At 73.1% G+C, this 25991-nt stretch carries 25 protein-coding genes; 11 read left to right on the forward strand and 14 right to left on the reverse strand.

The features are described 5' to 3' along the window. Window positions 1–87 precede the first annotated feature (87 nt). Window positions 88–264, forward strand: coding sequence for a CsbD family protein (locus tag H1226_RS08315; protein ID WP_224955812.1), 177 nt, complete (start codon window positions 88–90; stop codon window positions 262–264). Window positions 265–342: 78 nt separating this feature from the next. Next, complete coding sequence (locus H1226_RS08320; RefSeq protein WP_258348217.1) at window positions 343–2154, forward strand: thiamine pyrophosphate-requiring protein; 1812 nt, start codon at window positions 343–345, stop codon at window positions 2152–2154. Here the strand turns inward: H1226_RS08320 and H1226_RS08325 are convergent. The 3 genes from H1226_RS08325 to H1226_RS08335 all read right to left on the reverse strand — a co-directional run bounded on the left by H1226_RS08325 (window position 2135) and on the right by H1226_RS08335 (window position 4101). Further along, complete coding sequence (locus H1226_RS08325) at window positions 2135–2458, reverse strand: hypothetical protein (protein WP_258348218.1); 324 nt, start codon at window positions 2456–2458, stop codon at window positions 2135–2137. The genes H1226_RS08320 and H1226_RS08325 overlap by 20 nt on opposite strands. Before the next feature lie 215 nt (window positions 2459–2673). Then, the gene (locus H1226_RS08330) at window positions 2674–3096 is read right to left on the reverse strand and encodes a GNAT family acetyltransferase (protein WP_258348219.1); all 423 of its coding nucleotides are present in this window, start codon (window positions 3094–3096) and stop codon (window positions 2674–2676) included. A 75-nt stretch (window positions 3097–3171) separates the two neighbouring features. Further along, window positions 3172–4101: a U32 family peptidase gene (locus H1226_RS08335; RefSeq protein WP_258348222.1), complete on the reverse strand. Its 930-nt coding sequence runs from the start codon at window positions 4099–4101 to the stop codon at window positions 3172–3174. A 121-nt stretch (window positions 4102–4222) separates the two neighbouring features. Here H1226_RS08335 and H1226_RS08340 point away from each other — a divergent pair, with 121 nt between their 5' ends. After that, complete coding sequence (locus H1226_RS08340) at window positions 4223–4984, forward strand: IclR family transcriptional regulator (RefSeq protein WP_258348223.1); 762 nt, start codon at window positions 4223–4225, stop codon at window positions 4982–4984. Between the two features lie 83 nt (window positions 4985–5067). Then, entirely contained in the window at window positions 5068–6273 is a 1206-nt protein-coding gene (locus H1226_RS08345) for a cytochrome P450 (protein WP_258348224.1), read from the forward strand. A 3-nt stretch (window positions 6274–6276) separates the two neighbouring features. Here the strand turns inward: H1226_RS08345 and H1226_RS08350 are convergent, their stop codons facing one another. Next, on the reverse strand, window positions 6277–8439 hold the full coding sequence (locus H1226_RS08350) for an NACHT domain-containing protein (protein WP_258348225.1): 2163 nt from the start codon (window positions 8437–8439) through the stop codon (window positions 6277–6279). A 263-nt stretch (window positions 8440–8702) separates the two neighbouring features. On the opposite strand from H1226_RS08350, the gene H1226_RS08355 reads away from it, so the two are divergent. Further along, entirely contained in the window at window positions 8703–9776 is a 1074-nt protein-coding gene (locus H1226_RS08355; RefSeq protein ID WP_258348226.1) for an alpha/beta hydrolase, read from the forward strand. A 63-nt stretch (window positions 9777–9839) separates the two neighbouring features. Here H1226_RS08355 and ilvA read toward each other — a convergent pair whose 3' ends face one another. Beyond that, window positions 9840–11078: a threonine ammonia-lyase IlvA gene (gene ilvA, locus H1226_RS08360; RefSeq protein WP_224965928.1), complete on the reverse strand. Its 1239-nt coding sequence runs from the start codon at window positions 11076–11078 to the stop codon at window positions 9840–9842. A gap of 546 nt (window positions 11079–11624) precedes the next feature. On the opposite strand from ilvA, the gene H1226_RS08365 reads away from it, so the two are divergent. After that, window positions 11625–12443 carry a glycoside hydrolase family protein gene (locus tag H1226_RS08365; RefSeq protein ID WP_224955821.1) on the forward strand — a complete coding sequence of 273 codons (819 nt, stop codon included), beginning with the start codon at window positions 11625–11627 and terminating at the stop codon, window positions 12441–12443. On the opposite strand, the gene H1226_RS08370 is transcribed toward H1226_RS08365, so the two are convergent. Together H1226_RS08370 and H1226_RS08375 are read right to left on the reverse strand one after the other, a co-directional pair. Continuing rightward, window positions 12425–12850, reverse strand: a complete 426-nt coding sequence (locus H1226_RS08370) for a hypothetical protein (protein WP_258348227.1) — start codon at window positions 12848–12850, stop codon at window positions 12425–12427. The two genes, H1226_RS08365 and H1226_RS08370, sit on opposite strands and share 19 nt — an antisense overlap. Before the next feature lie 38 nt (window positions 12851–12888). Further along, on the reverse strand, window positions 12889–13326 hold the full coding sequence (locus tag H1226_RS08375; RefSeq protein ID WP_258348229.1) for an NUDIX hydrolase: 438 nt from the start codon (window positions 13324–13326) through the stop codon (window positions 12889–12891). 68 nt (window positions 13327–13394) lie between these two features. On the opposite strand from H1226_RS08375, the gene H1226_RS08380 reads away from it, so the two are divergent. Both H1226_RS08380 and H1226_RS08385 read left to right on the forward strand, forming a co-directional pair. After that, window positions 13395–13997 (forward strand): class I SAM-dependent methyltransferase, encoded by a 603-nt coding sequence (locus H1226_RS08380; protein WP_258348230.1) that lies wholly within the window; start codon window positions 13395–13397, stop codon window positions 13995–13997. Window positions 13998–14115: 118 nt separating this feature from the next. Beyond that, on the forward strand, window positions 14116–14556 hold the full coding sequence (locus H1226_RS08385; RefSeq protein WP_258348231.1) for an SCO4225 family membrane protein: 441 nt from the start codon (window positions 14116–14118) through the stop codon (window positions 14554–14556). Window positions 14557–14746: 190 nt separating this feature from the next. Here the strand turns inward: H1226_RS08385 and H1226_RS08390 are convergent, their stop codons facing one another. Then, window positions 14747–16798 (reverse strand): hypothetical protein, encoded by a 2052-nt coding sequence (locus H1226_RS08390; RefSeq protein WP_258348232.1) that lies wholly within the window; start codon window positions 16796–16798, stop codon window positions 14747–14749. A gap of 30 nt (window positions 16799–16828) precedes the next feature. Further along, window positions 16829–17737: a LysR family transcriptional regulator gene (locus H1226_RS08395; RefSeq protein WP_258348233.1), complete on the reverse strand. Its 909-nt coding sequence runs from the start codon at window positions 17735–17737 to the stop codon at window positions 16829–16831. 72 nt (window positions 17738–17809) lie between these two features. Between H1226_RS08395 and hisD (H1226_RS08400) the strand changes: the two genes are divergently transcribed. From hisD (H1226_RS08400) to H1226_RS08410, 3 genes are read left to right on the forward strand one after another with little or no spacing between them, the layout of a single operon-like run. After that, complete coding sequence (gene hisD / locus H1226_RS08400; protein ID WP_258348234.1) at window positions 17810–19138, forward strand: histidinol dehydrogenase; 1329 nt, start codon at window positions 17810–17812, stop codon at window positions 19136–19138. Then, window positions 19139–20323: an ester cyclase gene (locus H1226_RS08405; RefSeq protein ID WP_258348236.1), complete on the forward strand. Its 1185-nt coding sequence runs from the start codon at window positions 19139–19141 to the stop codon at window positions 20321–20323. 7 nt (window positions 20324–20330) lie between these two features. Continuing rightward, window positions 20331–21125 carry a nitrilase-related carbon-nitrogen hydrolase gene (locus H1226_RS08410; protein ID WP_258348237.1) on the forward strand — a complete coding sequence of 265 codons (795 nt, stop codon included), beginning with the start codon at window positions 20331–20333 and terminating at the stop codon, window positions 21123–21125. A gap of 189 nt (window positions 21126–21314) precedes the next feature. On the opposite strand, the gene H1226_RS08415 is transcribed toward H1226_RS08410, so the two are convergent. From H1226_RS08415 to H1226_RS08435, 5 genes are read right to left on the reverse strand one after another with little or no spacing between them, the layout of a single operon-like run. Then, entirely contained in the window at window positions 21315–22031 is a 717-nt protein-coding gene (locus H1226_RS08415) for an HpcH/HpaI aldolase family protein (protein WP_258348238.1), read from the reverse strand. Then, complete coding sequence (locus tag H1226_RS08420; protein ID WP_258348240.1) at window positions 22028–22795, reverse strand: SDR family NAD(P)-dependent oxidoreductase; 768 nt, start codon at window positions 22793–22795, stop codon at window positions 22028–22030. Before H1226_RS08420 ends, H1226_RS08415 begins: the two co-directional genes overlap by 4 nt. Further along, window positions 22782–24080: a histidinol dehydrogenase gene (hisD, locus tag H1226_RS08425; protein ID WP_258349373.1), complete on the reverse strand. Its 1299-nt coding sequence runs from the start codon at window positions 24078–24080 to the stop codon at window positions 22782–22784. The genes H1226_RS08420 and hisD (H1226_RS08425) overlap by 14 nt, the downstream gene beginning before the upstream one ends. Next, a complete protein-coding gene (locus tag H1226_RS08430) occupies window positions 23983–24798 on the reverse strand; it encodes an alpha/beta fold hydrolase (RefSeq protein ID WP_258348241.1) in 816 nt (271 codons plus the stop codon). Before H1226_RS08430 ends, hisD (H1226_RS08425) begins: the two co-directional genes overlap by 98 nt. Beyond that, on the reverse strand, window positions 24791–25924 hold the full coding sequence (locus H1226_RS08435) for a cupin domain-containing protein (RefSeq protein WP_258348243.1): 1134 nt from the start codon (window positions 25922–25924) through the stop codon (window positions 24791–24793). The genes H1226_RS08430 and H1226_RS08435 overlap by 8 nt, the downstream gene beginning before the upstream one ends. Window positions 25925–25991: the final 67 nt, after the last annotated feature.

A 25991-nucleotide genomic window follows, 5' to 3' on the forward strand; every position in this document is an offset into this window, starting at 1 on the left:
AACGGGTGTGCGCACCGGGATGTGTAGCCGCGCGCTGAACGGGTACGCGCCGGTGGAAGGCAACGTCCACCGGAAGGAGATGACGTCGTGGGTGACGAGGACAAGGCCCAGCACAAGGCGGAAGAGCTCAAGGGCCAGGCCAAGGAGAAGGCCGGTGACGTCACCGGCAACGAGCAGTGGCAGGCCGAAGGCAAGGCCGACCAGGCCAAGGGCGGTTTCAAGCAGGCCGTGGAGAAGGTGAAGGACGCCGTGAAGGGGCGCTGAACCAGAACTCCGTCCCGCCAGGTGGCGGACCGCCACCGCCACCCGGCGGCCGACCCCCGCGAGGAGGTACCGCGACCAGTGGCTGATCCGAAGAACGTCGCCGAGCACATCGTCGAACGCCTCGGCGCCTGGGGAGCGCGCCGCTTCTACGGCTACCCGGGCGACGGGATCGGCGGGGTGATCGCCGCGCTGCGCACCGCTCCCGGCACCGAGTTCATCCAGGTCCGGCACGAGGAGACGGCGGGGTTCGCGGCCTGCGCGGACGTGAAGTACGGCGGCAGCGAGCTGGGCTGCTGCGCCGTGACGAGCGGCCCGGGCGCGGTGCACGCGCTCAACGGGCTCTACGACGCGAAGCTCGACCACCAGCCCGTGGTGGCGCTGCTCGGGCACACCGCGAGCACCGCGCTCGGCGGCGGCTACTACCAGGAGATCGACCTGACGAACCTGTTCAAGGACGTCGCGGGCGACTTCTGCGAGCAGCTGGTGGAACCCAGCCAGGTCCGCCACCTCGTCGACCGCGCGTGCCGCACCGCGCTGGCCCACCGGACGGTGACGGCGCTGGTGCTGCCGAGCGACCTGCTGGAGCGGGAAGCGGTGCCGGAGCCGCCCGCCGAGCACGGCTACTACCGGACCTCCGCGGTGCCGAGCACCCCGGTCGGGGCCGCCGGCCCCCGGGGCATCGCGCAGGCCGCAGACGTGCTCAACGCGGGGGAGAAGGTCGCGATCCTCGCGGGAGCGGGCGCGCACGGGGCCACCGACGCGCTCACCGCGGTCGCCGACCGGCTCGGCGCCGGGGCCGCGAAGGCGTTGCTGGGCAAGACCGTCCTGGACGACGCGCTGCCGTGGGTCACGGGACCCATCGGGCTGCTCGGTTCGACCGCGAGCTGGCACCTGATGCGCGAGTGCGACACCCTGCTGATCGTCGGCTCGAACATGCCCTACACCGAGTTCTACCCGGCGCCGAAGCAGGCGCGGGCCGTGCAGATCGACGTGGACGGCGCCCGCTGCGGCCTCCGCTACGAGACCGAGGTGAACCTCGTCGGCGACGCCCGCGCGACCCTGGAGGCGCTGCTGCCGCAGCTCGACGAGCGCGCCGACGGCACGTGGCGCGAGCACATCGGGAAGTGGACGCGGCGCTGGGAGTCCTACAGCGAGAAGCGCGCCGACGCGGACACCAGCGGGCTCAACCCGGAGCTGGTGGTGCGGGAGCTGTCCCGGCGGCTGCCCGGCGACGTGATGGTCGCCGCGGACTGCGGCACCGCCACCAGCTGGTACGCCCGCGACCTGGAGATGCGGCCCGGCATGCTCGGCAGCCTCTCCGGCACCCTGCTGTCGATGGGCGGCGGGCTGCCCTACGCGCTCGCGGCGAAGTTCGCCCACCCCGAGCGGCCGGTGGTCGCGCTCGTCGGGGACGGGGCGATGCAGATGAACGGGGTCAACGAGCTGATCACGGTGGCGAAGTACTGGCGGGAGTGGGCGGATCCGCGGTTCACCGTGCTGGTGCTCGCCAACGACGACCTGTCCTACGTGACCTGGGAGACCAGGGCCATGCTCGGCGACAAGCCCTACCCGGAGGCCCAGCACCTGCCGGAGGTGCCGTACGCGAGGTGGGCCGAGCTGCTCGGCCTGTCCGGGCACGAGCTGGCCGACGCCGACCAGGCCGGACCGGTGTGGGACGCGGCGCTGCACGCCGACCGGCCCGCCGTCGTGGACGCCCGGGTCGACCCGGCGGTGCCGCTCGTGCCGCCGCACGTGACGGTGTCGCAGGCGCTGAACACGGCCCGCTCGCAGGTGAAGGGCGACCCGGACGCGCTGCGGATCATCGCCGACGGGGTGCGCGAGACGATCGGCGCGAAGGCCAGGTCCGTGCTCAGCGCGCCCCTCGACTGACCCGGTCGTGCTCGCGCCGCGACGGCACGAGCACGGCGATCAGCCCGCCGCACGTCAGCAGCAGCGCCCCGGTCAGCCCGGCCAGCAGCAGCCGCCGGTCCTGGTCGGCGCGTTGCACCTCCCGCTGGTCGTCGTAGCTGTTGAGCGTGCTGCCCGCGCTGGAGACGAGCCGGCACACCTGGTCCGGGCCCATGATCTGCGCACCGCACCGGACCGGGCCGCCACCGGTGGTGGCCAGCACCGCGCCCCCGCTGACCAGCAGCACGACGAGCACCGCGATCCCCGCTCGCGCCAACGCCCCCATCGCGCTCTCCCTCCGCCGGATGTCCAGTGTGGTCCCGGCGACGGGGCGGTGGGCAGGCGGGCGCGGTGGGCGCGGTCGTTTCCGCTGGTCGACCGGGGATGTCGATTTTCCGGTCCGGATCCGGACCCCGGCTCGCGGGCGCGGACCGCGCGCGTTCGGCCGCGCGGCGGCGCCGGGGTCTCCGGGCCGAGATCTCCCGGGTCGGTGCGCCGCCCTCAGCCGTCCGGGATGAGGCGCTTGCCGAGGTCGACCACCTCGTACGGCGCGTAGCCGAGCCGTTCGTAGAAGTCCACGACGCCGGTGTTGTCCGGGCGGACCTGCAGCTGCACCTTCGGGCAGCCCAGCGCCGCCAGCGCGGCCTCCGCCCGCTCGACCAGCGCGCGCCCCAGCCCGGTGCCGCGCTGCTCATCGGCGACCGCCAGGTAGTGGATCCAGCCGCGGTGCCCGTCGTAGCCGGCCATCGCGGTGCCGACCACGCCGCCGGACCCGTCCTCGGCGACGAAGAACATCTCCGGTTGCACGGTCCGCTTGCGCCGCACGTCGGCCCACGGGTCGTTCCACGGGCGGGTCAGGCCCGCCGACTTCCACAACGCCACCACCGCTTCGGTGTCACCCTCGGCGAACGTCCTGATCCGCACGGTTCCCGCTCCTCCCACGACCTTCCGGACCCGCGCACGGTACGCGGTGGCCGGCGCTGCGGATTCTCCCGCGGGTCAGGAGGTGCGCGGCAGGGCGAGGTCGGCGGCGGCCGGGGCCGAGCAGGTGGCCTCCGGGGCGTAGCGGTGCAGCAGCTCCAGCCCGATCCGCGCGCGGCGCACCCGCTCGCGGCCCAGCGCGACGGCGGTCGGCGTCAGGTGCGTGCCGCTCGGGTAGATGTTCGGCGCGTTGCGCAGGCCGAACTTCAGGTGCACGGGTGCGGCGACCCGCACGATCTCGGCGATCTCGAAGTGCCGCACGAACCCGCCGAGGTCGTCGGGGGCCTCCACGTACACGTCCAGCGGCAGCGCGGTGGCGGCCCGGATGTCGGCGAGCTGCTGGAGGTCGAGGTCGGTGGGCACGTTGTAGCTGTCCGCGCCGAGCTGTTCGGCGATCCGCACCGAAGCCGGGTTCGACAGCCCCATCTGAACGCTGATCTTGAACCGCAGGTCCGCGGGCAGCGCGCCGGATTCGCGCATCCGGGACGCGGTGGCCAGCACGCCGAGGTCGGTGATCAGCACGCTGCGGACGCCGGCTTCGGCGGTGCGGCGGACGTCCTCCAGCGCGTGCACCAGCCCTTCGGTGCCGCGGGCCTGCGCGGCGACCGGGCCGCCGCCGCTCGCGGTGGCCAGGGCGCCGGTGCCCCAGGCGGCGACGGGGCGGGCGAACAGGCTCAGCTCCACCGACGCGGCGGCCGCGGTCCGGGACATCGTGCCGAGTTCGACCGCGGTGAGCAGCATGCCGCCGCTGCCCTGGGAGATCCGGTGCACCGGCACCTCGCGCGCCCGGGCTTCGTCCAGCACGGCGTCGAGCACCTCGGGACCTTCGGTGCTGGGGATCTCCACCCGGTACTGCGCGCCGTCGGGGAAGCGCTTCCCGCTGGCCGGTAGCTGCGGACCGCCGCCGGGAAGCCCTTGCGCCACCAGGAATTCGCGTGTCTCCCGCACCGGCCGCTCCGTTCGACATGTCGGACAACGTTCGGCAACGGTAGGTTCGGCGCGCGGAGCCGGTCAATCCGCCGCGGGTAGGATGGCCCGCCGCTGGGGCGGAACGCGGAGGAGCGAACCGATGGCACGAGCGGTACCGGCGGTGGGGCGAGCGTTCGACGTCCTGGAGCTGTTCCTGGCCGAGGCGGAACTGAGCGCGCCCGAGATCACCGCGGCGCTGGGCCTGCCGCGCACCACGGTGCACGAGCTGCTCGGCACCCTCGTCGAGCGCGGCTACCTGGTGGCGGCGGGGGAGGGCGGCACCCGGTTCCGGCTCGGGGTGCGGACGTTCCAGCTCGGCTCGGCCTACGCGGAACGCCTCGACCTGGCCCGCGAGGGCCGGCTCGCGGCGCAGGAGGCGGCGCTGCGCTGCGGGGAGACGGTGCACGTCGCGGTCCTCGACGGCACCGAGGTGCTGTACGTCGCGAAGGTGGACAGCACGCACCCGGTGCGGATGGTCTCGGCGGTGGGGCGGCGGCTGCCCGCGCACTGCACGGCGGTCGGCAAGGTGCTGCTGGCGGCGCTGCCGAAGCGGCGCTTCGCGGAGTTGTACGCGGGGCGGCGGCTGGTGGCGCTGACCGCGCGCAGCACGACCTCCCGGCGGGAACTGCGCCGCGAGCTGGACGTGGTCGCCGCGACCGGGATCGCGCGGGAGCACTGCGAGTCGAACGAGGCGGTGGCCTGCGTCGCCGCGCCGGTGCGGGACTCCTCGGGTGCGGTGGTCGCGGCGATGAGCGCCTCGGTGCCGACGCCGCGCTGGGACGACGCGGCGGACCGCGCGCTGACCGGGATCATCCGGGAGGGGGCGGCGGAGCTGTCCCGGCGCCTCGGCCACGCGGGCTGACGCACCCCGGGAACTAAGACAATCAACTGACTTAGTTGTAGGGTGGGTGGCGCCCGAACAGCCCCACCCGCAGGAGTTTGCGCATGACCACCGCGGAACCCACGTCCTTCCCGTTCAGCCGACCGGAACGGCTGGACCCGGAACCGCTGTTCCAGGAGCTGCGCGAGCGGCCGCTGCTGCGCGTCCGCCTGCCCTACGGCGAACCGGCCTGGCTCGCTAGCCGCTACGAGGACGTCAAGGTCGTCCTCGGCGACCCGCGGTTCAGCCGCGCGGCGAGCGTCGGGCGCGACGAGCCGCGGATGCGCCCGCACCAGGGCTCCAGCGGCAACATCCTCAGCATGGACCCGCCCGAGCACAGCAGGCTGCGCCGGCTGGTGATGAAGGCGTTCACCCAGCGGCGCGTCGAACAGCTGCGCCCCCGCGTCCAGGAGATCGCCGACGGGTTCGTCGACGCGATGCTCGCCGCCGGGCCGCCCGCCGACCTGGTGGCGGACTTCGCGCTGCCGCTGCCGATCACCGTGATCTGCGAACTGCTCGGCGTGCCCTACGCGGACCGCGGGGACTTCCGGCAGTGGTCCGACGCGTTCCTGTCCACCACCAAGTTCACCCCCGGCGAGGTCGCCGAGGCCATCGGCGCGATGCGGGAGTACGTGGCGGGCCTGATCGCGGAGCGCAGGCGGGACGAGCACGGCCGCGACGACCTGCTCAGCGCCCTCGTCGCCGCCCGCGACGAGCAGGACCGGCTGTCCGAGGACGAGATGCTCTCGCTGGCCGAGGCGATCCTCGTCGCCGGGCACGAGACCACCGCCTCGCAGATCCCGAACTTCGTGCACGTGCTGCTGGAGCACCCCGACGAGCTGGCGCGGCTGCGCGCCGAGCCGGACCTGGTGCCGCGCGCGGTGGAGGAGCTGCTGCGCTTCGTGCCGCTCGGCAACGGGGCGGGCATCGCGCGCTACGCGCTGGAGGACGTCGAGCTGGGCGGGGTGCTGGTGCGCGCCGGGGAACCGGTGCTGCCCGCGACGGCCTCGGCGAACCGGGACGCGGCGGTCTACCGGAACCCCGAGCAGCTCGACCTGGCGCGGGCGGAAGCCTCGCACGTGGGCTTCGGGCACGGCCCGCACCACTGCCTCGGCGCCCCGCTGGCCCGGATGGAGCTGCAGGTCGCGCTGGACGTGCTGCTGCGGCGGCTGCCCGGGCTGCGGGTGACCGACGAGGCGGCGATCGAGTGGAAGGACGGCCTGTCCACCCGCGGACCGTCGGCGATGCCGATCAGCTGGGACGCGGGCTGACCGCTAGCCGGCCAGGTGGTCCCGGAGCAGGGCGTGCCGGAACTGGTAGACCGGGCCGTGCCTGCGCAGCACGCCGCGTTCGTGGGCATCGGTCAGGAACGTGATCGTCCGCCACGGCAGCCGCCCGCGCAGCGGCAACCAGATGCGGCCGAACACGACCCACTCGCCCCAGGCGCTCAACGCGAGCACCGCCCCGAGGCCACCGCCGGCGCCGCCCAGCACGCCGAAGTTGATCGTGCTGAACGTGCTCCAGGTCAGCGGCAGGCCCCACAGCCCGCCGCCGAGCAGCTCCACCACCAGGAAACCGCTGCACCCGACGCACATCCCGAACGCCGGGCCGAACAGCAGCAGCTGCACCAGCGCGGTGCGGCGGTTGGCGGCCAGCAGCGCCTCGGGGCTGGCCGCCGCGCCGATGTCGAGGGGCGCGTCGAAGATCGCCGCGAGGAACAGCACGAGCCCGGCGCCGATGCCGAACATCGCCGCGAACAGCAGCCCGTCCACCAGGGCGCTGAGCAGCACCGGGGCCTCGGGGGTGGACCAGGCGCGCAGCAGCCCGGGCACGAACCCGCAGCAGAACCCGAACACCGTGCCCAGCAGCAGCGCCACCGCGGCCCTGGTGGCGATCGTGCGGAACGAGCGGGAATCCGGCCTGCGCGGTCCGCGCCGGAACCGGAAGCGCACGTGGGAGGGCTCGATCGCGGCCCGCCGGAAGACGAACCGGGCGCCGTGCGCGAGACCGAACCCGGGTCCGGCCATCGTCCCGTTGAGGAACCCGTTCGCGGCGCCCGCCACCAGGCTCGCCGGCACGCCGTTGCCCCCGGCCACGAACAGCGCCGAGTGCCCGAGGAACACCACCACTCCCACCACCGCGCCGGTGACCAGCGCGACCACCAGCATCCGGGTGCGCCGGGGCAGGTCGTCGGCGATCTTCCACCAGGCGAGGTCCTGGGCGGGACCGGGCGATCTCGGCCGGGAGCGGGGGCGCAGGTCGCGCCGCACGAGGTGCGTGGCGAGGTGCCGGAACCAGGGCTGCACCTGCTCCTGCGTCCACGGCCACCGCATCTCGATCGGCCGGGTGTCGGCGAGCTCGTCGTCGTAGACGGTGGGGACGTACTTCTGCAGCAGGTGGTGCTTCAACCGCTCCTGCGTCGGGAACCGGTCCCGGTCGAGCAGTTCCGCCGGGCGGGCGTCGTCCTCCCGGTACGCGGTGCGGGCCAGCGAGGCCATCAGCGGGTTCCGCAGCACCTGCAGCAGGTCGCGGGACGCCGCGCCGTCCGGATCAGCCGGTGAGCCCCGCAGCACCGAACGCCAGCGGCGTCCCGCCTCGACCCCGCCGCGCGCCAGGTGCTCGATCAGGTCGGCCTCGTCGAGTTCGACGAGCCGGATCGCGGCGGACCGCTTCACCGGGCCGGTCTCGTCCACCAGGGCGGCGTACTCCGCTTCGCGGCTGGTCATCAGCAACGGCCCCTCGTGCCTGCTGATCGCGCGCAGCCCGGTGCCGCGCCGGGGTTCGGCGATCTCGTCGAAACCGTCGAGCACGGGCAGGACCAGCTCGGAATCGACCAGGTCGGCGGCCGTCCGCCTGCCACCCGGCTGCGGGTAGTCGTGCGCGAGCCGCTCGATCAGCCAGTTCCGGAGGCCGATCGCGCTCGGGTCCCAGGCCCCGAGGTCGAAGCGGACCGGCACCGGGCCGCCGGCCCACCGGCCGCCCCGCTGCCGCTGCGCCAGCACCCGCAGCACGAAGTCGACGGTGAGCACCGTCTTCCCGGACCCGGCGGGCCCCAGCACCACGAGCCGTCCCCACGGCAGCGCGCCGTAGGTCAGCAGGATCCCGTTCGCCTCCTCGTCGAACACGCCGGAGAGGTCGATCGGGGCGTCCGCCCGGTCGCCGCGCCAGTGGCCGCTCAGCCGGTCCGGTGCCGCCTCCCACCGCACCGGCAGCGCCTCGTGCTCGCGCAGCACCCGCGCCTCCTCCCGCTTCCAGCGGGTGCGCACCTCCCGCGCGAGCACGCGCAGCGGCTCGTCGAGCGCGGTGCGCCCGGCGTTCCCGATCAGGTCGCCGTGCAGGACCCCGCCCTGGACCACGGAGTGCACCTGGGCACCCGGTGCGATGTTGACGGCGTTGCGCACTTCAGGTGGGCAGGAGCGCTCGTCAGAACCCGACATCCCCACGACCTCCCCGGAGGGCGGCCCCGCCCGCCCCGGAAGGACAAGGTCCCACAACTCGGGGCCGCTGAACACGGCCGCGCTGCGACCGGATCACCCGAAAACTCCTTGGCATATGCCGAAAAAGGCGGAAGTTCGCGCACTGGTGCGGAATGTTGCCGCCGCGATCACCCGACTGGCCGCTGGAACCCGGTGCCCGGCCTTGGTTCGCTCAGCACGGCACCCGTCAGGGGAGGCGGGTCGACCTCATCCGGGGGAACCTGATGCGAACCGAACACCGGACCGGGCCGCGCCGCTGGGCCGCCGCGCTGATCGCCCTCACCGCCACCGCCGGGCTGACCGGACCGGCGGCGATCGCCGAACCCGCACCGCCGCACTTCGCCGACGGGCACGGGATCACCGTCGTCGGGCAGCCGGAATGGCACAGCGCGCGGACGTTCACCATCACCGTGCGCACCGACCAGGTGCCGGAGCACCCGGTGCTGCCGGGCCAGGTCTCCGGCGAGCACGTCGTCATGGTGACGCTGCCCGACGGCTACGACGGCACCACCCGCTACCCGGTGCACTACACGCTGCACGGCTCGCCGGAGTACCCGAACGCCGTGCAGAACATGGAGATCACCGAGGAGGCCACCGCGGGCGTCCCGCTGATCACCGTGGAGCCCAACGGCGGCGGACGGGGCTGGTACACCAACTGGGTGGCGCCGGGGAACTCCGGCGTGCAGAACTGGGAGACCTTCCACCTCGACCAGCTGATCCCGCTGATCGACGACAACCTCGCCACCATCGCCACCCGCGAGGGGCGCGCGATCTCCGGGCATTCGATGGGCGGCTTCGGCGCGTTCCACTACGCCGAGCACCGGCCGGACCTGTTCCGCTACGTCGGCAGCTTCTCCGGAGACCTCGACCTGGTGAACCCGGAGATGCGCGCCGCCGTCACCGCCTCGGCGTTGTGGGACGGCGCGGGCACGCCGCTCGACCCGCCGGACGCGATCTTCGGGTCGCCGGTGTGGCCGAACGACGGCATCTGGAACGCGCAGAGCCCCGCGCAGCACGTCGAAGCCCTGCGCGGCATGGGCGTCGCGATCTACGCGGGCAACGGCGGGAACCTGCTGGACGATCCGGTCCTGGCCATCGCCGAGAACCGGGTGCGGGAGACCGCCGTCGTCACCGCGGCGAACCTCGCGGCGGCCGGCATCCCGCACGACTTCCTCGACTACGGCGACGGCAGCGGCTGGGGCGAGGGCTGCAACGGCAAGCACGCCCAGCGCGCCTGCCTCCAGGCCGACCACGAGCACTACGTGGGCTTGATCATGAACGTCCTGCGGCACCCCTAGCCCCAGGTGAGTGGCCCGTTCGCCCACGGAGGACGGGCGGGTGGGCCACTCACCCCGGCGAACTCACACCAGGAAGTGGAACAGCGGGCTGTCCGGCGGGACCTGCTGGATGCGGTGCGGGATCGCTTCCATCCGCTTGAGGATCGGGTCCAGGTTCTCGGGGGCGCCGAGTTCGAGCCCGACCAGGGCGGGGCCGGTCTCCCGGTTGTTGCGCTTGACGTACTCGAACAGCGCGATGTCGTCGTCCGGGCCGAGCACGTCGTCGAGGAACCGGCGCAGCGCACCGGGTTCCTGCGGGAACTCGACGAGGAAGTAGTGCTTGCGCCCCTCGAACACCAGCGCCCGCTCCACGATCTCCGCGTACCGGCTCACGTCGTTGTTGCCGCCGGAGATCAGCGACACCACCGTCGAGCCCGGCGCCAGCCCGAGGTCCTGGGCGAGCGCGGCGGGGGACAGCGCGCCCGCGGGCTCGCTGATGATGCCGTCCGACTGGTACAGGTCGAGGATCTCGACGCAGATCTGCCCTTCCGGCACCGCCACCAGGTCCGGCGGGTCCAGCGCGGCGATGGCGTGCGGGTTGCGGCCGACGACGCGCACCGCGGCGCCGTCCACGAACGGATCCAGATCGTCCACGGGGGACGGTTCGCCGCGGTCGAGCGCGAGCGCCATGCTCGCCGCGCCCTGCGGTTCCGCGCCGATCACCCGAACCTGCGGGTGGTTCTCCCGCAGCCAGGTGAGGGTTCCGGCGAGCAGCCCGCCGCCGCCGACGGGCACCACCACCGCGTCCGGGGCCTTGCCGAGCTGCTGGACGACCTCGCGGATCACGGTGCCTTGCCCGGCGATGGTGCGCGGGTCGTCGAACGCGGGGATGAGCGTCATGCCGCTGTCGGCGGCGTCGGCGCGGGCCGCGGCGTCGGCGTCGTCGTAGGTGTCGCCGAGCACGATGACCTCGACGTGGCTGCCGCCGAAGCGCGCCACCCGCTGCCGCTTCTGCCGCGGCGTGGTGCGCGGCAGGTACACGCGGGCGGCGACGCCGAGCGACTCGCAGGCGAACGCCACGCCCTGCGCGTGGTTGCCCGCGCTGGCGCACACGACGCCGCGCTCGCGCTGCTCCGCGGAGAGCTGGCTGATGAAGTTGTACGCCCCGCGCACCTTGTAGGACCGCACCGGCGTGAGGTCCTCCCGCTTGAGCCGCACGTCGAGCCCGTGCCGGGTGGAGAGCCGTTCGTTGTGCTGCAGCGGGGTCGGGGGGATCGTCGTGCTGAACCGCTGGGCCGCGGCGTCCACGTCCGCGGCGCGCACCGGGCTTGGCGACACGTCGTCGACCTCCTGTCGGGTGTTTCGGTGTTGGGGCACGGGAACGAGCATGGTCCTGCCGTTCGGGCGGCCCGGCGGCGGGGGTGGGCCCGTGCGACCGGTCCCCGCCGGTTCGGTGACGCTGCGCACAGGATCTGCCGCGCACCTCACCCGATGTGGACCTCGTCCGATGCGGACGGTCGTCATTGGTGACCCTGCGCGTCGATCTCCCACTGCATGGGAATGCTGAGCCGGACTCGCGTTTCACCAGGTGGACGCGGTAGGGCGTGGCGCGGCCGCCCGTCGTGCCCGCTTCGTCCGGTCTGGCCGGTTCCGGCGTCGCCGCGTCGAGCCAGGGCGGTCGAGCCGCGCCCGCAGCGGCGGACGGCACGCCCGGAACCCGTTGCGGTACCGCCGAACGCGCGGTCCACCGACGAGAAAACCGGGAAATTCAAAGGGGATCGGACCGCGTCGCGGCGCCCTACGATGATCCCGACGTCCCGGCCGCGTCCGCCGCGCGGGCGGGAACTGCGGCGACGCCAGGAGGAATCGATGATCAGGACGTTCCCGCGCCGGACGTGGTGGGCCGCGGTGACCGCGGCCGCGGCCCTGCTGCTCGTCCCCGCGACCGCCGGAGCCGACGACGCCGGCGGCAAGGGCGTCAGCGTCAACCCCGGCGACGGGGTGGACGCGGCGCTGCGCGACGTCGGCGCCGACTGGTTCTACGGCTGGGCCGCCGACCCGCAGGGCGTCACCGCACCCGACGGCGCCGAGTTCGTGCCGATGATCTGGGGCGCCGACTCGGTGAACCCGCAGGACCTGGACGCGGCGAAGGAGTCCGGGTCGACGCTGCTCACCTTCAACGAACCGGACTTCGACGAGCAGGCCGGAATGACCGTCGAGCAGGCCCTCGACCTGTGGCCGCAGCTGGAGGAGACCGGGATGCGGCTGAGCGCGCCCGCCGTCGCCACCGGTGCCGACCAGGACGACGGCTGGCTCGACCGGTTCCTGCGCGGCGCCGAGGAGCGCGGGCTGCGCGTCGACTTCATCCCGCTGCACTGGTACGGCGGCGACTTCTCGCCGCAGGCCACCGATCAGCTCCGCGACTACGTGCAGGCCGTCCACGACCGCTACGGGAAACCGGTGTGGGTCACCGAGTACGCGCTCATCGACTTCTCCGGGGACGCTCCGCGCTACCCGGACGAGCAGCAGCAGGCGGACTTCGTGCGCGACTCCGCCGCCATGCTGGACGGACTGCCGTTCGTGGAGCGCTACGCCTGGTTCACCCTCTCCACCGGGACCAGCCCCACCGGCCTCTACGACGGTGCCGAACCCAACGCCGCCGGCACCGCCTACCGCGACGCCCCCTGACCGCTCGCCCGGCCGGGCAGGACCAGGACGAGCGCCAGGCCGGTGACCAGGCCGAGGCTGCCCATGCTCAGCACCTGGTCGAGCAGGCCGTACATGTGCAGCATCGTGCTGTGGAAGCCGAAGTGCAGCGCGTTGAACACCAGCCACGCCGCACCGGCGGCCCGGGTGAGCACCACGTCGTCGACCCGCCGCAGCGCCGCACCGCTGAGCGTCGCCAGCGCCAGGAACATCGCGCCGGTGTCCCGCGCCAGGTGCTCGTTGTACGGGCCCAGCCGCGGCAGCCAGTCCAGGCCGAAACCCGGGAACGAGGCGTGCCAGGACTCCGGCGCGACGAAGGCCCAGAACCCGGTGCTCGCCCCCACCAGCAGCAGCACCACGAGGCATGCGCGGTCGACTCGGGTTTTCACGGGTGCGATACCTCCTGCGGGGGTGGCGGATGGGGCGGTCACCGGTCGGCGAGGGCGTCGAAAGCGCGGCGCACGTGCCGCACCAGGTCGAGCCGCAGCGTCTCCTCCAGGGTGAGCCAGCGGTGCTCGTCGTGCTCTTCCGGCGCGGTGACCACCTCCGCCTCGGGATCCGCTTCGGTGCCGAGGAAGGTGACGGTGTGGTAGCAGATCGGCCTGCCGCGCGTGTCGGCGTTGCTGAACCGGGCCAGCTCATCGGTGGCTCGGACGACCAGCCCGGCTTCCTCGGCGGCTTCGCGTTCGGCCGCGGCGCGCAGGTCCTCGCCCGGTTCGACGGTGCCACCGGGCAGGTCCCACCGGCCACCGAGGTAGCGGTCCGCGCCGCGCTTGAGCACCAGGTAGCGCCCCGCGCGTGCCACCAGCACGTGCGCGACCCAGCGGTGGTCGTCGAACCGGAGTCCGTCGTCGTCCAGCGTCATCCCTCGTCTCCCGGTGCTGCCTCGGGTGCGGATCGAGCTTCGCATGCCGGGCGCGGCAGGATGGGGGCATGGTCGAGCAGAGTCTCTGGATGCAGAAGGTCGCCGCGGACCCCGGGCACTCGGACTGGTACGTCGAGCGGATGCGCGGGCTCGCCCGGGCGGGTGATGACCTGGCGGGCGAAGCCAGGCTGGTGGACGCGATGGTGCCGCGCGGCGCGCGCGTCCTCGACGCGGGCTGCGGGCCGGGCCGGGTCGGTGCCGCGCTGGCGGCCGCCGGGCACCGGGTTGTCGGCGTCGACGTGGATCCGACGTTGATCGCGGCTGCCGAGCAGGACCACCCGGGGCCGCGCTGGCTCGTCGCGGACCTCGCCGAGCTGGACCTGCCCGCGCGGGGGATCGACGAGCCGTTCGACGCGATCGTGTGCGCCGGGAACGTGCTCGCGTTCCTCGCCCCCGCCACCCGCCGCGAGGTGCTGCGCCGCTTCCGCGCGCACCTGGCGCCGGAGGGCCGGGTGGCCGCCGGGTTCGGCGCGGGCCGCGGGTACGAGTTCGACGAGTTCTTCGCCGACGTGGCCGCCGCCGGCCTGGAGGTGGACCTGGCGCTGTCCACCTGGGACGTGCGACCGTTCACACCGGACTCGCAGTTCGTGGTGGCCCTGCTGCGCCGCTGAACCCCGATTCGGCCGAACGCCGGGGCCGGATGGGTAGAACTGCTCATGCGGCAGGGTCCGCCACGCCGGGATAGTGAAGATCGAAGCACTTGATCCACTTCTCTGGGAGGCTCACCCCATGCACGGCCCACGGCGCACCCCGGCCACCGCAGCCCTCCACCGGTACCTGTTCAACCCGGCGGGGCTGGGCTACTTGGCGCTGGTCGCGGTGGTGTGGGCGTGGATCGCGCTGGACGTGCTGCTGTTCGACCACACCGACAACAGCCTCGTCGGCATGTGGGGATTCCTGGTCACCGCACCGACATCGCTGGTGTTCGTGCAGCTGTCCGGGCCGGCGCTGTGGGGTGGTGTGCTGCTCGCCGCCGTGCTGCAGGCCCTGCTGCTCGGCGTCACCTACGCCGGAGTCCCGGTGAAGCGGACCCGCACCCGCAAGCGCCGCACCCGGACCACCGCGAAGACCAAGACCGCTGCGAAGGCGAAGACCACCCCGAAGCGCCGCCCCCAACCCACCAGGCGAACCCCTGCCCCCCGAGCCCGAGCCGTCACCGGAGCCCGCTAGTCCACTGTGGACTCGGTGCTGCCGTGGCCGGGTCGTGTTCGGCTTCGGTGACGGGGGGCGAGCGGCCGCACCGATGGTCATCCGCGCGTGGACCGCAGCATCGAGGGGCCGGTCCCGGGTGCGGATCGCCCGCGAAGCAGAGCGCCGGTCCTGCGTCGCTGCCGCCCCGATCGGTTCGGAACCGCGCGTTTCACCCCTCGTCCAGGTCGAGAGCCAGCTGCTCGGGGTTGTCCGGCAAGCCGTGCGGATTCTCCAGATCGCGGATGAACCCTTCGTCCCCCTCGAACTCGATCAGCGGCCGGAAGTGGTCGCGGACCTTCGCGGGGATGTCGTTGTCGACGATGATGAGCTGCACGTTTTCGAACCGTCCACCTGCATGCCTCCGGCGTTCCTCGAAGTAGTCGCTGATCCTCGTGTACATCCGCGTGACCAGGTCCTGATCGGGGTCGCTCGGCCCCATGTTCTTCTGCGGTGAGTCCAGGACCAGCAAAGTGGGGAGTTGGGACCGCATCGGATCTTCCAGGGCGTGCATCAGCAACGCCAGGCTGTAGGCGACGGACACAGCGGTGCGCGAGCCGCCGCCCCGTTGGCCGAAACCCTGCTCGTCGACCATCGGCAGCAGCGTCTCCGGGTGGAGCCGGGCGCGTCCGGTGGACCAGGGCAGGTCGAACGAGTCCACGATGCGGCGGAACAGGTCGTCGATGTGCTGGAGGACGTCCTCCGGCTTGGTCAGCTCCGCCTCGGCCCGGTCGAGTTCACCGCAGGTCAGCTCATGCTGGTGTTCGAGCTCCTCGATTTCGCGCTGCTGTCGCACGAGCCGTTCGTGCGGCTCCCGAACCCGTTCCAGCGCCGTGATCCGCGCGCGCAGGGATTCCAGTTCCGCGGTGGCGGCAGCGATCGCGTCGACGTGCGGGGCGATCGCGTCGGAGACGTCCCCGTCGAACGCGGTTCGGGCATCCGCGTGCTGCTGCCGGGCGTGGTCGACGGCAGCACGAGCCCGGTCCAACTCCTTCTGATGCCCGTCGAGCGGTCCGGCGGCCCGCTGCCGCCGCTGCCGCAGCCGCTGTGCTTCCGCTGCTCGCGCCGCATCCGGGAGCGGTTCGGTGCACAGGCTGCACCGTCCCGGGGGAACCACGCGTGAGCTGAGATCCCCGCCGCAGGCGGTGCACGTGTCGTAGCGCAGCAGTGGCAGCGCCCGGCCTCGCTCGTCCGGGACGGTGGGGTCCTTCGCCAGCTCTGCCAGGGAAGCGTCCAGGTGGGCGAGTTCGCGAAGCGTCGCATCGCGCTGCCGCAGTGCGCGGTCCAGGTCGTCCTCGCTGGACGACAGCCGCTTTCGCGCGTGCTCCAGCCGGTTCCGCAAGTGGTCGGCGAACCGGGTGGCTGCTTTGGCTTGCTTGCGCAGCTCGTGGAGCCGCCGTGCGGCCTGCGCTTCTCCCGCCCGGAGCCGGGTCAGATCGGCGTCGAGTGCCACGGACTCGGTCGCAGGTGACTCATCGAGGAAGGCCCGGATCCGCGCGACGTCCCGCCGACGGCTCTCGACCAGGTTGCGCAGCTCGCTCGTGCGAGTGCGCAGCCGTTCCGACTTCTCACTGGTCAAGCCCAGTAGCAGTGCGGCCACGACGCGCCGAGCCGCGTCCTCGGACCGCGGACGGATGACGAACCGTTCGCTGTCGTCCTGCCGGATGTGCAGGTACGGAAGCAGATCGTGGGCGAAGGAGAGCCGCCTGTCCCTGGCGAGTCGCACCGACGCGAAGGCGTCGTCGAGCCCCAGCCGGGCGAGCAACCAGTCCGACAACTCCTGCTGGTCGCCTTGCCGCCGGACCGGCAGGGACGCGATCCGTCCACCGGCCGGCGTCAGCACGTCGACAGCGTTCGGTTTGCGGCGTGATCGGTGGAGGACGACGTCCTCGTCCCCGATCCGTACCCGAGCCCGGACCGAGACCAGCCGTTTGTGAACCGCGCCCCGGAACTGCACCTCCCGGCCGAAGACGTAGTCGATGCAGTCGACCATAGAAGTCTTCCCGCGGTCGATCGGGCCGACGATCGCGACCAGCCGCCCCGACAGGTCGTAGGGTTCCTGCCAGCCCCGGCCGTCCTCGACCGCGAGCGACTCGATCCGCAACGTCGCGCCCATCCGGTTCCTCCTCGCCTCGTGCCGGCCTCGGCTTGCACCATGGCGTGGGCCCCATTGGGGAGGGGAGCGGAACGCTGGGGGTTCACCCCGTCGCGCCCGCAAGATCACCCAGGAAGATCATCGGTGCGCGCATCGTCGTCAGCCGTCCGGATTCCGGCGTTGCAGGAGCATGTGCTGGGCGAGGCGGGCGAGTTCGCGGGTGGCGGGGGAGAGGGTGGTGTCCTGCCTGCGCACCAGCGCCACCGTGTCGTGCAGCGGTTCGCGGAAGCCGGTGGTGTGCAGGGCGCGCGGGAACCCGGCCCCGCCTGCGACGGCGCCGGCGACGATGGTGTCCCCTATGCCGCGTTCGACCAGCGCCAGCGCGGATTCGACGTGCTCGACCTCGATCCGCGGTTCCAGCTTCACCCCGGCGAGCTGGGCGCGGTCGGCGAGCTGGCGGCGGGTCGGGTCGCTCCAGCCGTAGTGCGCGTCGTAGAGGATCAGGCTGGCGCGCGCGACGTCCTCGATGCCCACCGGTTCCGCGGCGCGCGCCGGATCGGCGGTGACGTAGCGGACCTCGTCGCGCAGCAGCGGCGTCACCTCCAGGCCCTCGTCGTCGATGGGCAGCACCACCAGCCCGGCCTCCACCGTTCCGGCGGCGACGGCGGCGGCGACCTCCACCGAGTTCAGGCCGATCAGCCGGATTCGCACGTCGGGGTGGTCGTCGTGGAAGCGCTGCGCCAGGTCGGACAGCAGGTAGTAGCCGGCGTTGCGCAGCAGGCCGAAGGTGGCGACGCCGCCGTGCAGCGAGCGCACCGAGCGCAGCGCCTGCGCGCCCTCGTCGGCGGCGACCGCGGCCCGCTCCGCGTGCGGTAGCAGCGCCTCGCCCGCCGCGGTGAGCACCAGGCGGCGCGCGCCGCGGGTGAACAACCGGGTGGCGTGCTCGTCCTCCAGCTTGCGGATCAGCTCCGACACCGAGGCCTGCGCGATGCCCATGGTGGCCGCGGCGGTGGTGAACGAGCCGGTCCGGGCGGCGAGCAGGAACGCCCGCAACTGCTTCAACGTCACAGGGAAACCCTATGCCAGGCGCAGGGAATTCTCACCTTGTCCTGTGCTTCGCGCGTTCGTAGGGTTCGCGCCATGCGCTTCGCACCTTCCCTGCTCACAGAGCTCGGCGGCTCCTGCCGCCGCCTCAAGACCCCCGCGCACGACGGCCCCGCGGCCCAACGCGAACCGGCGGTGGTGCAGCGGGTCTCCGAGATGCTCGCCGCGATCGAACGCGACGGGATGGACGCCGTGCTGCGCTACGCCCGCGAACTCGACGGCTGGACCGCCGCCGACGTGGAGCTCGACGCCGCCGCCATCGCGAGCAGCGGGGACCGGCTCACCCCGGCCCACCGGGAGGCGCTGGAGCTCGGCGCCGAGCGGACCGCCGCGTTCGCCCGCGCGCAGCGCGACCACCTGCGGGACTTCGAGACCGAACTCGCCCCCGGCCTGATCACCGGGCACCGGTACGTGCCGGTGCAGCGGGTCGGCGCCTACCTGCCGGCGGGGCGCTTCCCGCTCACGGCGGGCGCGTTCATGACCGTCGGCGTGCCCAAGGTCGCCGGTGTCGAGACCGTGCTGGCCTGCACGCCGCCCGGGCGCGACGGCACCTCGGACCCGGCGGTGCTCTACTCCGCGCACCTAGCGGGCGCCGACCGCGTGTACGTGCTCGGCGGGGTGCAGGCGCTGGCCGCGATGGCGTTCGGGCTGCTCGGCGAACGCCCGGTGGACGTGCTGGTCGGCGCGGGCAACGCGTTCGTCGCCGAGGCGAAGCGGCAGCTGTTCGGCACCGTCGGCATCGACCTGCTCGCCGGGCCCTCCGAGGTGGCGGTGCTCGCCGACGACACCGCCGACCCGGAACTGGTCGCCGCGGACCTGCTCGGCCAGGCCGAGCACGGGGTGAACTCGCCCGCCGCCCTGATCACCACCTCCGAACGGCTCGGCCGGGAGGTCATCGCCGAGGTGGAGCGGCAGCTCGCCACCCTGTCCACCGCCGAGATCGCCGGGCCCGCCTGGCGCGACCACGGCTCGGTGACCTGGGCCGCGGACGCCGAGACCGCCATCGCGCTGATGGACGACCTCGCGCCCGAACACCTCGAAGTGATCACCGCCGACGACGACCGCTACCACCGGGAACTGCGCAACTACGGTTCGATCTTCCTCGGGCCGTGGAGCACCGTCGCCTACTCGGACAAGGGCATGGCAGGCACCAACCACGTGCTGCCCACGGCGGGCGGGGCCAAGCACAGCGCGGGACTCTCGGTGTCGAGGTTCCTGAAGCCGCTGACCTACCAGCGCGTCGCCGAGGAGGCGACCCCGCTGCTGGCCGACGCCGTGGACGTGATCTCCGAGTACGAGCGGATGGCCGCGCACCGCGCCACCGCCACGATCCGCACCGATCGCTACGAGAAGGGACAGCGCTAGATGAGCGGCAAGTCCGACGAGCAGAACCCGAAGGCCGCCCCGCAGCGGGAGGACCGGCGCGGAGCTCCCGAGGGCACCATGCACCCGCCCGCGCGGACCATGCCGACCGACCACGCCATCCGCGTGGACTCCGGGCACGGCGCGGACGAACCGCTGCGCGTGCCGGGGGAGCGCAGGCAGCCGATGCGCGGGTTCGAGGACACCTACACCGACATCGTCGACTACATCGTGCGGATCACCCACCGCATCTGGGAGGACCAGGACGTCGGGTACATCTACGACACCTACAGCCCCGGTTGCCGGCTGCACGGCGACAACGGCTACTCCTACGGCGTGGAACAGCTCGTCGACGGCACCATGCAGTCGATCAACGCGTTCCCGGACTGCAGGCACTACGCCGACGACGTGATCTGGGCGGGCGACGAGGACCAGGGCTTCGTCACCTCGCACCGCGCCATCAACATCGGCCACCACACCGGGCCGTGGCGCTGGGGCCCGCCGACCGGGCGCAAGCTCGACACGTGGGTGATGGCGAACTGCGTGGTGCGGGAGAACGAGATCTACGAGGAGTGGGTCCTCTACAACACGGCCGCCAAGCTGCAGCAGCTCGGCGTGAACGTCGTCGAAGCGGCCCGCACCTACGGCAACGAGGGCGGCATCGCCCCGCTCACCGCGCGCCAGTTCAGCGAGCCGCAGCGGCTCGTCGGCGGCCGCAAGCCGGAGGCGCTGCCGCTGCCCACCGACGGGTTCGACGTGGAGCGGACGGTGCGGGCGCTGTTCCACAACGTCTACAACCGGCGCGACCTGAGCACGTTCGACCGGGTGTACGCGGACGCGGTGCGCTGGCACGGCACCACGAACCGCACCGGGAGCAACCGCTCCGACGTGCGCGGCATGGCGCGGGCGCTGCTGGCCACGTTCCCGGACCTCGGGGTCGCGGTGGACGAGGTGTACTGGATGGGCAACGAGGCCGACGGCTTCAGCGTCTCCGTCCGCTGGTCGGGCGTGGGCACGCACCGCGGCTACGGCCTCTACGGCGCCCCGACCGGTCGCCGGGCGCAGTTGTGGGGGATGTCCCAGCTGTACTTCTCGGGCGGGCGCATCGTGGAGGAGTGGTCGCTGTTCAACGAGTTCGACGTGCTCGCGCAGCTGCTGGCGGACGTGCCGCCCGCCGAGCTCGGATGAGCCGCCCGTGACCCGGGTGCACTGCGCCCAGCTGGCCCCGCGCGTGGCCGACCTGCCGCACAACCGCGAGTTGTCGGCGTCGGCCGTGCGCGGGGCCGCCGCGCGTGGCGCCGACGTGATCGTGCTGCCGGAACTGGTGACGTCCGGCTACCGGCTGAGCTCGGTGGCCGAAGCGGCGTCGGTGGCGGTCACCCCCGACGACCCGCTGTTCGCGGAATGGGGCCGCGCCGCCCCGGATTCGGTGGTGGTGGGCGGGTTCTGCGAACGCGGCGCGGGCGGGGAGCTGCACAACAGCGCGGCGGTGCTCGACCGCGGGGAGCTCGTCGCCGCGTACCGCAAGACCCACCTGTGGGACGAGGAGAAGCTGCTGTTCACCCCCGGTTCGGCAGCACCGCCGGTGCTGGACACCAGCCGGGGCCGCATCGGCGTGCTGATCTGCTACGACCTCGAATTCCCCGAGCTGACGCGGAAACTCGCGCTGGAGGGCGCGGACCTGCTGGCGGTGCCGACGAACTGGCCGCTGGTCCCGCGCCCGGCGGGGGAGCGGCCTCCGGAGGTCGTCATCGCGATGGCGGCGGCGCGGGTCAACGGCGTCGCCATCGCCTGCTGCGACCGCGCCGGGACCGAACGCGGCACCCGCTGGACCGAGGGCTCCGCCGTCATCGACCACGAGGGCTGGGTGCGCGCCGAAGCGGACGAGTCCGGCTGCGCCGAAGCCGACCTCGACCTGGCGGCGTCCCGCACCAAGCGGCGCACCGCCCACGCCGACCTGTTCGCCGACCGCAGACCCGAGCTGTACTGAGCGCGCATCGAACGGTCCGCCCGAGCCGCCCGCCCGGGTGGGCCGTTCAGCGCGCGCCGCGCGCAGGGGGAGCGGATCCGAGCCGGTCGAGCGAGCCGGTCGCCTGGTGCCGGCGAGTCGTTCACCTCGTGCTGCGCGCAGGCGAACGGCCCGACTGTCCGATGTGGCCAGTCGGGCTGTTCGGCCGGATCACAGCTCGCGGAAGGTGGTCAGCAGGATGTGCGCGAGGTTGTAGACGACGAAGTCGGCGTCCTCGACGGCACCGGCCCCCGCGCTGGAGACGATGCTCATCACCGCGGCACCGGCCGCCCGCGCCTGCCGGTGCACCTCGGCCTTCGCCCGCCCCACGGCGGCGTCCCCGGGCGGAACTCCGAGCGACACGGCCAGATCGGCCGGACCGACCCACACCGCGTCGACACCGTCCACCGCCGCGATCTCCGCGGCGCGCTCGACGCCCGGCCCGGTCTCCACCATCGCGATCACCAGCACGTCCTGCGCGGCCGCCAGGTGCTCCGCCGCCGAGACGGCGCCGAACCGGCCCGCCCGGCTGTAGGTCGCGAACCCGCGGTCCCCGCGCGGCGGGTAGTGCGCCGAGCGCACCACGTCCTCCGCCTCCCGCGCGGATTCCACGTGCGGCACCACGATCCCCTCGGCACCGAGGTCGAGGATCCGCAGCACCTGGTTCGGATCGGCCCGCCCCACCCGCACCAGCACCGGCAGGCCGTGCGCCTGCGCGAGCGCGAGGTGCTGCTGCAGCGCCACCAGATCGTCCGGCCCGTGCTCGCAGTCGACGAGCACGTAGTCCAGCTCGGCGACCCCGGACAGCTCCACGAGCATCTCGGCGGGCAGCCGCAGGATTCCGCCGCGCAGGCGCTCGCCCGCGCGCAACCTCGCCTTCAGCTTCACCGGCCCACCATCCCCGCCGAGAGGTCCACGTCCGCGGCGCACAGCCCCGGCATCCGCAGCATCGCCACCAACGCCGCGCCCACCTCGTCCTCGGTGACCATCCGGCCGAGCGCGGCGCGCGAGACGAACTCCGCCTCGGCCTGCTCGACGGTGGTCCCGGTCCGCTCGGCCTCCAGCCAGAAGTTGCGCGCCATCCGCGGCCCGTCCACCGGGCCGGGCGACAGCGAGTTCACCGCCACCCCGAGCGGCCCGACCTCGGCCGCGAGCGTGGTGGTCAACCCGAGCACCGCCATCTTCGAGGCGCAGTACGGAGTTCTGCGGGCCAGCGGCCGCTTCCCGGACACCGAGGCCACGTTGACGACGTCGCCCGCCCCGCGCGCGGTCATCGCGGGCAGGAACGCGCGGCACACCAGGTACGTGCCGCGCACGTTCGCGGCGAACACCTCGTCCCACTCGGGTGGCTCGATCTCGGTCAGCGGGGCGACCGGGCCGGCGATCCCGGCGTTGTTCACCAGGATCGAGACCTGCTCGTCGGCCAGCAGTTCCGCCAGCGCCGCCACCGAATCCGGGTCGGCGACGTCGCAGGTCTCCGCCCGGCCCGCGCCCGGCAGCCCGGCCACCGTCTCCGCCAGCGACTCGCGGGTGCGGCCGACCGCGATCACCCGGGCGCCCGCCGCGGACAGCGCCCGGCACATCGCCCGGCCCAGCCCGTTGCCGCCGCCGGTGACCAGCGCGGTGCGGCCCGCGAGCTCAGGCGCGGGCACGGTCGGCCCATTCCGGGGTCGCGTCGCCGAACTTCGCGGCCCGCACGTCGCCGGAGCGGGCGTGGCCCTCGAACAGCTCGACGCGAGCCGCGCGCCCGCACACCTCGCCGAGCCGCGCGCTCGACGCCGGATCGGTCACCTCCTGGTAGGTCACCGTCTTCAGGTACTTCCCGACCCACAGACCGCCGGTGTAGCGGGCGGCGCCCTTGGTGGGCAGCACGTGGTTGGTGCCGATCACCTTGTCGCCGTAGGACACGCAGGTGCCCTCGCCGAGGAACAGCGCGCCGTAGTCGCGCATCCGCTCCAGCGCCAGCCGCGGCCGCTCGGTCAGCACCTCGACGTGCTCGGCGGCGTAGGTGTCGGCCAGTGCGAAGGCCTCGTCGATCGAGCCGACCACCACGACCTCGCCGTGGTCGCGCCAGGCGGGACCGGCGAAGTCCGCCGTCGGCATCCCGGGCAGCAGTGCCTCCACGTGCCCGAGCACCTCGACGGCCAGCTCCCGCGAGGTGGTGATCAGCACCGCCGGGGAGTCCGGCCCGTGTTCGGCCTGCGAGAGCAGGTCCACCGCCACCACGAACGGATCGGCGTGCTCGTCGGCGATGACCAGGATCTCCGTCGGCCCGGCGAACAGGTCGATGCCAACCTCGCCGAACAGCTGCCGCTTCGCCTCCGCCACGTACGCGTTGCCCGGCCCGGCCAGCAGGTCCACCGAGCTCACCGATGCGGTGCCGGTGGCCATCGCTGCCACCGCCTGCACCCCGCCGAGCAGGTGGATCTCGTCCGCACCCGCCAGGTGCATCGCGGCGACCGTCGCGGCCGGGACCTCGCCGCGGATCGGCGGGGTGCAGGCGACGACCCGCGGCACGCCCGCCACCTTCGCGGTCACGATCGTCATGTGCGCGGAGGCGGTCAGCGGGTAGCGCCCGCCGGGCACGTACGCGCCGACCGCGCCGATCGGCACGTGCCGGTGGCCCAGCCGCACGCCGGGCAGCGTCTCCACCTCGATGTCGTGCAGCGATTCCCGCTGGTGCCGGGCGAAACCGCGCACCTGCTCCTGCACGAACCGGATGTCGTCGAGCACCTGGGCCGGCACGGACGCGACGATCCGCTCGACCTCCTCGGGGGCGAGGCGGAACGACTCCGGGCTCCAGCCGTCGAAGCGCTCCGAGTACTCGCGCACCGCGGCGTCACCGCGGGTGCGGACGTCCTCGATGATCGCGCGGACCCGCTCCCGCAAGGCGGAGTCGTCGGTGGCCGCCTGCTTCGGCGCCGGCTGCTTCAACACTTCGGGCAACGTCGTTCTCCTCGTTCATGGCTCGGCACCGCCGCAGCAGCCGGTTCAGCAGCTCGGCGGTGACCTCGGGGGCTTCGATCGGCAGCAGGTGCCCGGCTCCGGGCACCTCGTGCAGTTCGGCGTCGGGCAGCCGCGCGGCGATCGCGCGGTGGAACTCCGGCGGGCACAGCGCATCCGCCGTCCCGCACGCCACCAGTGCCGGAGCGGTGATGGCGGACAGCACCTCGTGCGCGTCGGTGCGGGTGGCCTGCGCGGCGAGCTGGGTGAGGAACCGGCGCGGGCCGATCCGCGCGGCCATCTCGCGGAACGCGCGGGCGAACTCAGGTGGTGGCTGCGGTTCCGCGAACATCGCGGGCAGGATCTCGTCGACCACCACGGGGAACCCGCCCGCCTGCGCGCGCTGCGCCTGCCGCCACCACGCCTGGTGCTGCTCCGGCCGGGGGGCCGCCGCGTTGGTGGCCAGCGCGGCGAACCCGGCGATCCGCTCCGGCGCCAGCCGCGCCACCTCGAACCCGATGATCGCGCCCAGGCTCAGGCCGGCCAGCACGAACGGGCCATCCACAATGGACAGCACCTGCTCGGCCATGCCGGTGATGCTCGGCGCATCCGGTTGCGCGTGCAGCACCGTCGAGTCCACCGCGGACTCGACCGCGGACCACAGCCCGGCGTCGCAGAGCATGCCGGGCAGCAGCACCACCTGCTCAGCCACGGGACCGCGGCACCAGCGCGTACGGGGCCACGTAACCGTTGTGGTCGATCGAGTACCCGGCGTCCGCGGCGGCCTTGACGACCTCCTCGTCCCAGTCCAGGCGCACCCGCCCGTCCCCGGAATTGATCACGACGAGCTTGCCGGTGTCCTCGCCGACGTTGCGGATGCTGCGCCACGCGCCCGGCGGGACCGACAGCATGTCCCACTCGCCGAGCTCCACCACGACCGGCTCGTGGTCGTTGACGGTGACCTCCCAGCGGCCTTCCTTGACCAGGAGCACCTGCGTCTCCTCGATGCGGTGCCCGGGCACGCCGGCGCCCGGTTCCGCGCGCAGCCACGCGATGTTGTGGCCGTGCGGGTTGTGGATCCGCGGCTCCTGGTCGAGGTCCTCGGTCATGCCGAAGCCGACCACCAGCGCCAGTTCCGCGCCGCCACCGGTCACGTGCGAGCCGAGGAACGGCGTGGAACACCACTCCAGGTCCTCCTGCGTCACCACGCGGCGCCGCATCTTCTCGACGGAGAAGGAGCGCAGCCGCGCGATGTCGGACTCCGCCATCGGGCGCACCAGCTCCACGTCCTCCGGCGGCTCGTCCCCGGCGACCGCGTCGATGAGCCTGCCGTCCTCGGTGAGGTGCAGGCCGTACCCGGCGGCGTCCCGCAGCACGGTCGGGCCCCAGATGATGCCGCCGGTGTCGTCGTGGCCCAGCGAGGTGAACAGCCAGCCGTCATCCGGGCCGATGTTGGTGAAGCCGCGGAAGATCCAGGTGGGGATGGAGGCGATGTCGCCCTCCCGCAGCACCAGCTCGCCCTCGTTCCCGTCGGCGCCCCAGCGCAGCAGGAACTCGCCGCGGAAGCACAGGAACACCTCGGCGGTGAAGTGCAGGTGCAGGTTGTTGGTGACGTCGTGCGGCATCGCGGCCGCGCCGATGTTGTAGCCGTGCGGTTCCCGGAGGTTGATGACCTGCTCGGAGTTCTGCGACACCCCCGGCCCGATCATCGCGTAGTTCTCCTTGCGCTCCGATCCGGGCGTGCGGCAGTCGATGAACGCCTGGTCGCACGACACGAAATCGGTGCGCCGGATGGTCCTGCGCGCGATCTCCGCTTCGTTCACCCGTACCTGCTGCATCCGTGCACCTCCGCGGTTGTGACTACGTATGCATTAGAGCACCGGGCCCCGTGGTGGTCAATGGTCC

The sequence above is a fragment of the Saccharopolyspora gregorii genome, assembly GCF_024734405.1.
Taxonomy (GTDB): domain Bacteria; phylum Actinomycetota; class Actinomycetes; order Mycobacteriales; family Pseudonocardiaceae; genus Saccharopolyspora_C; species Saccharopolyspora_C gregorii.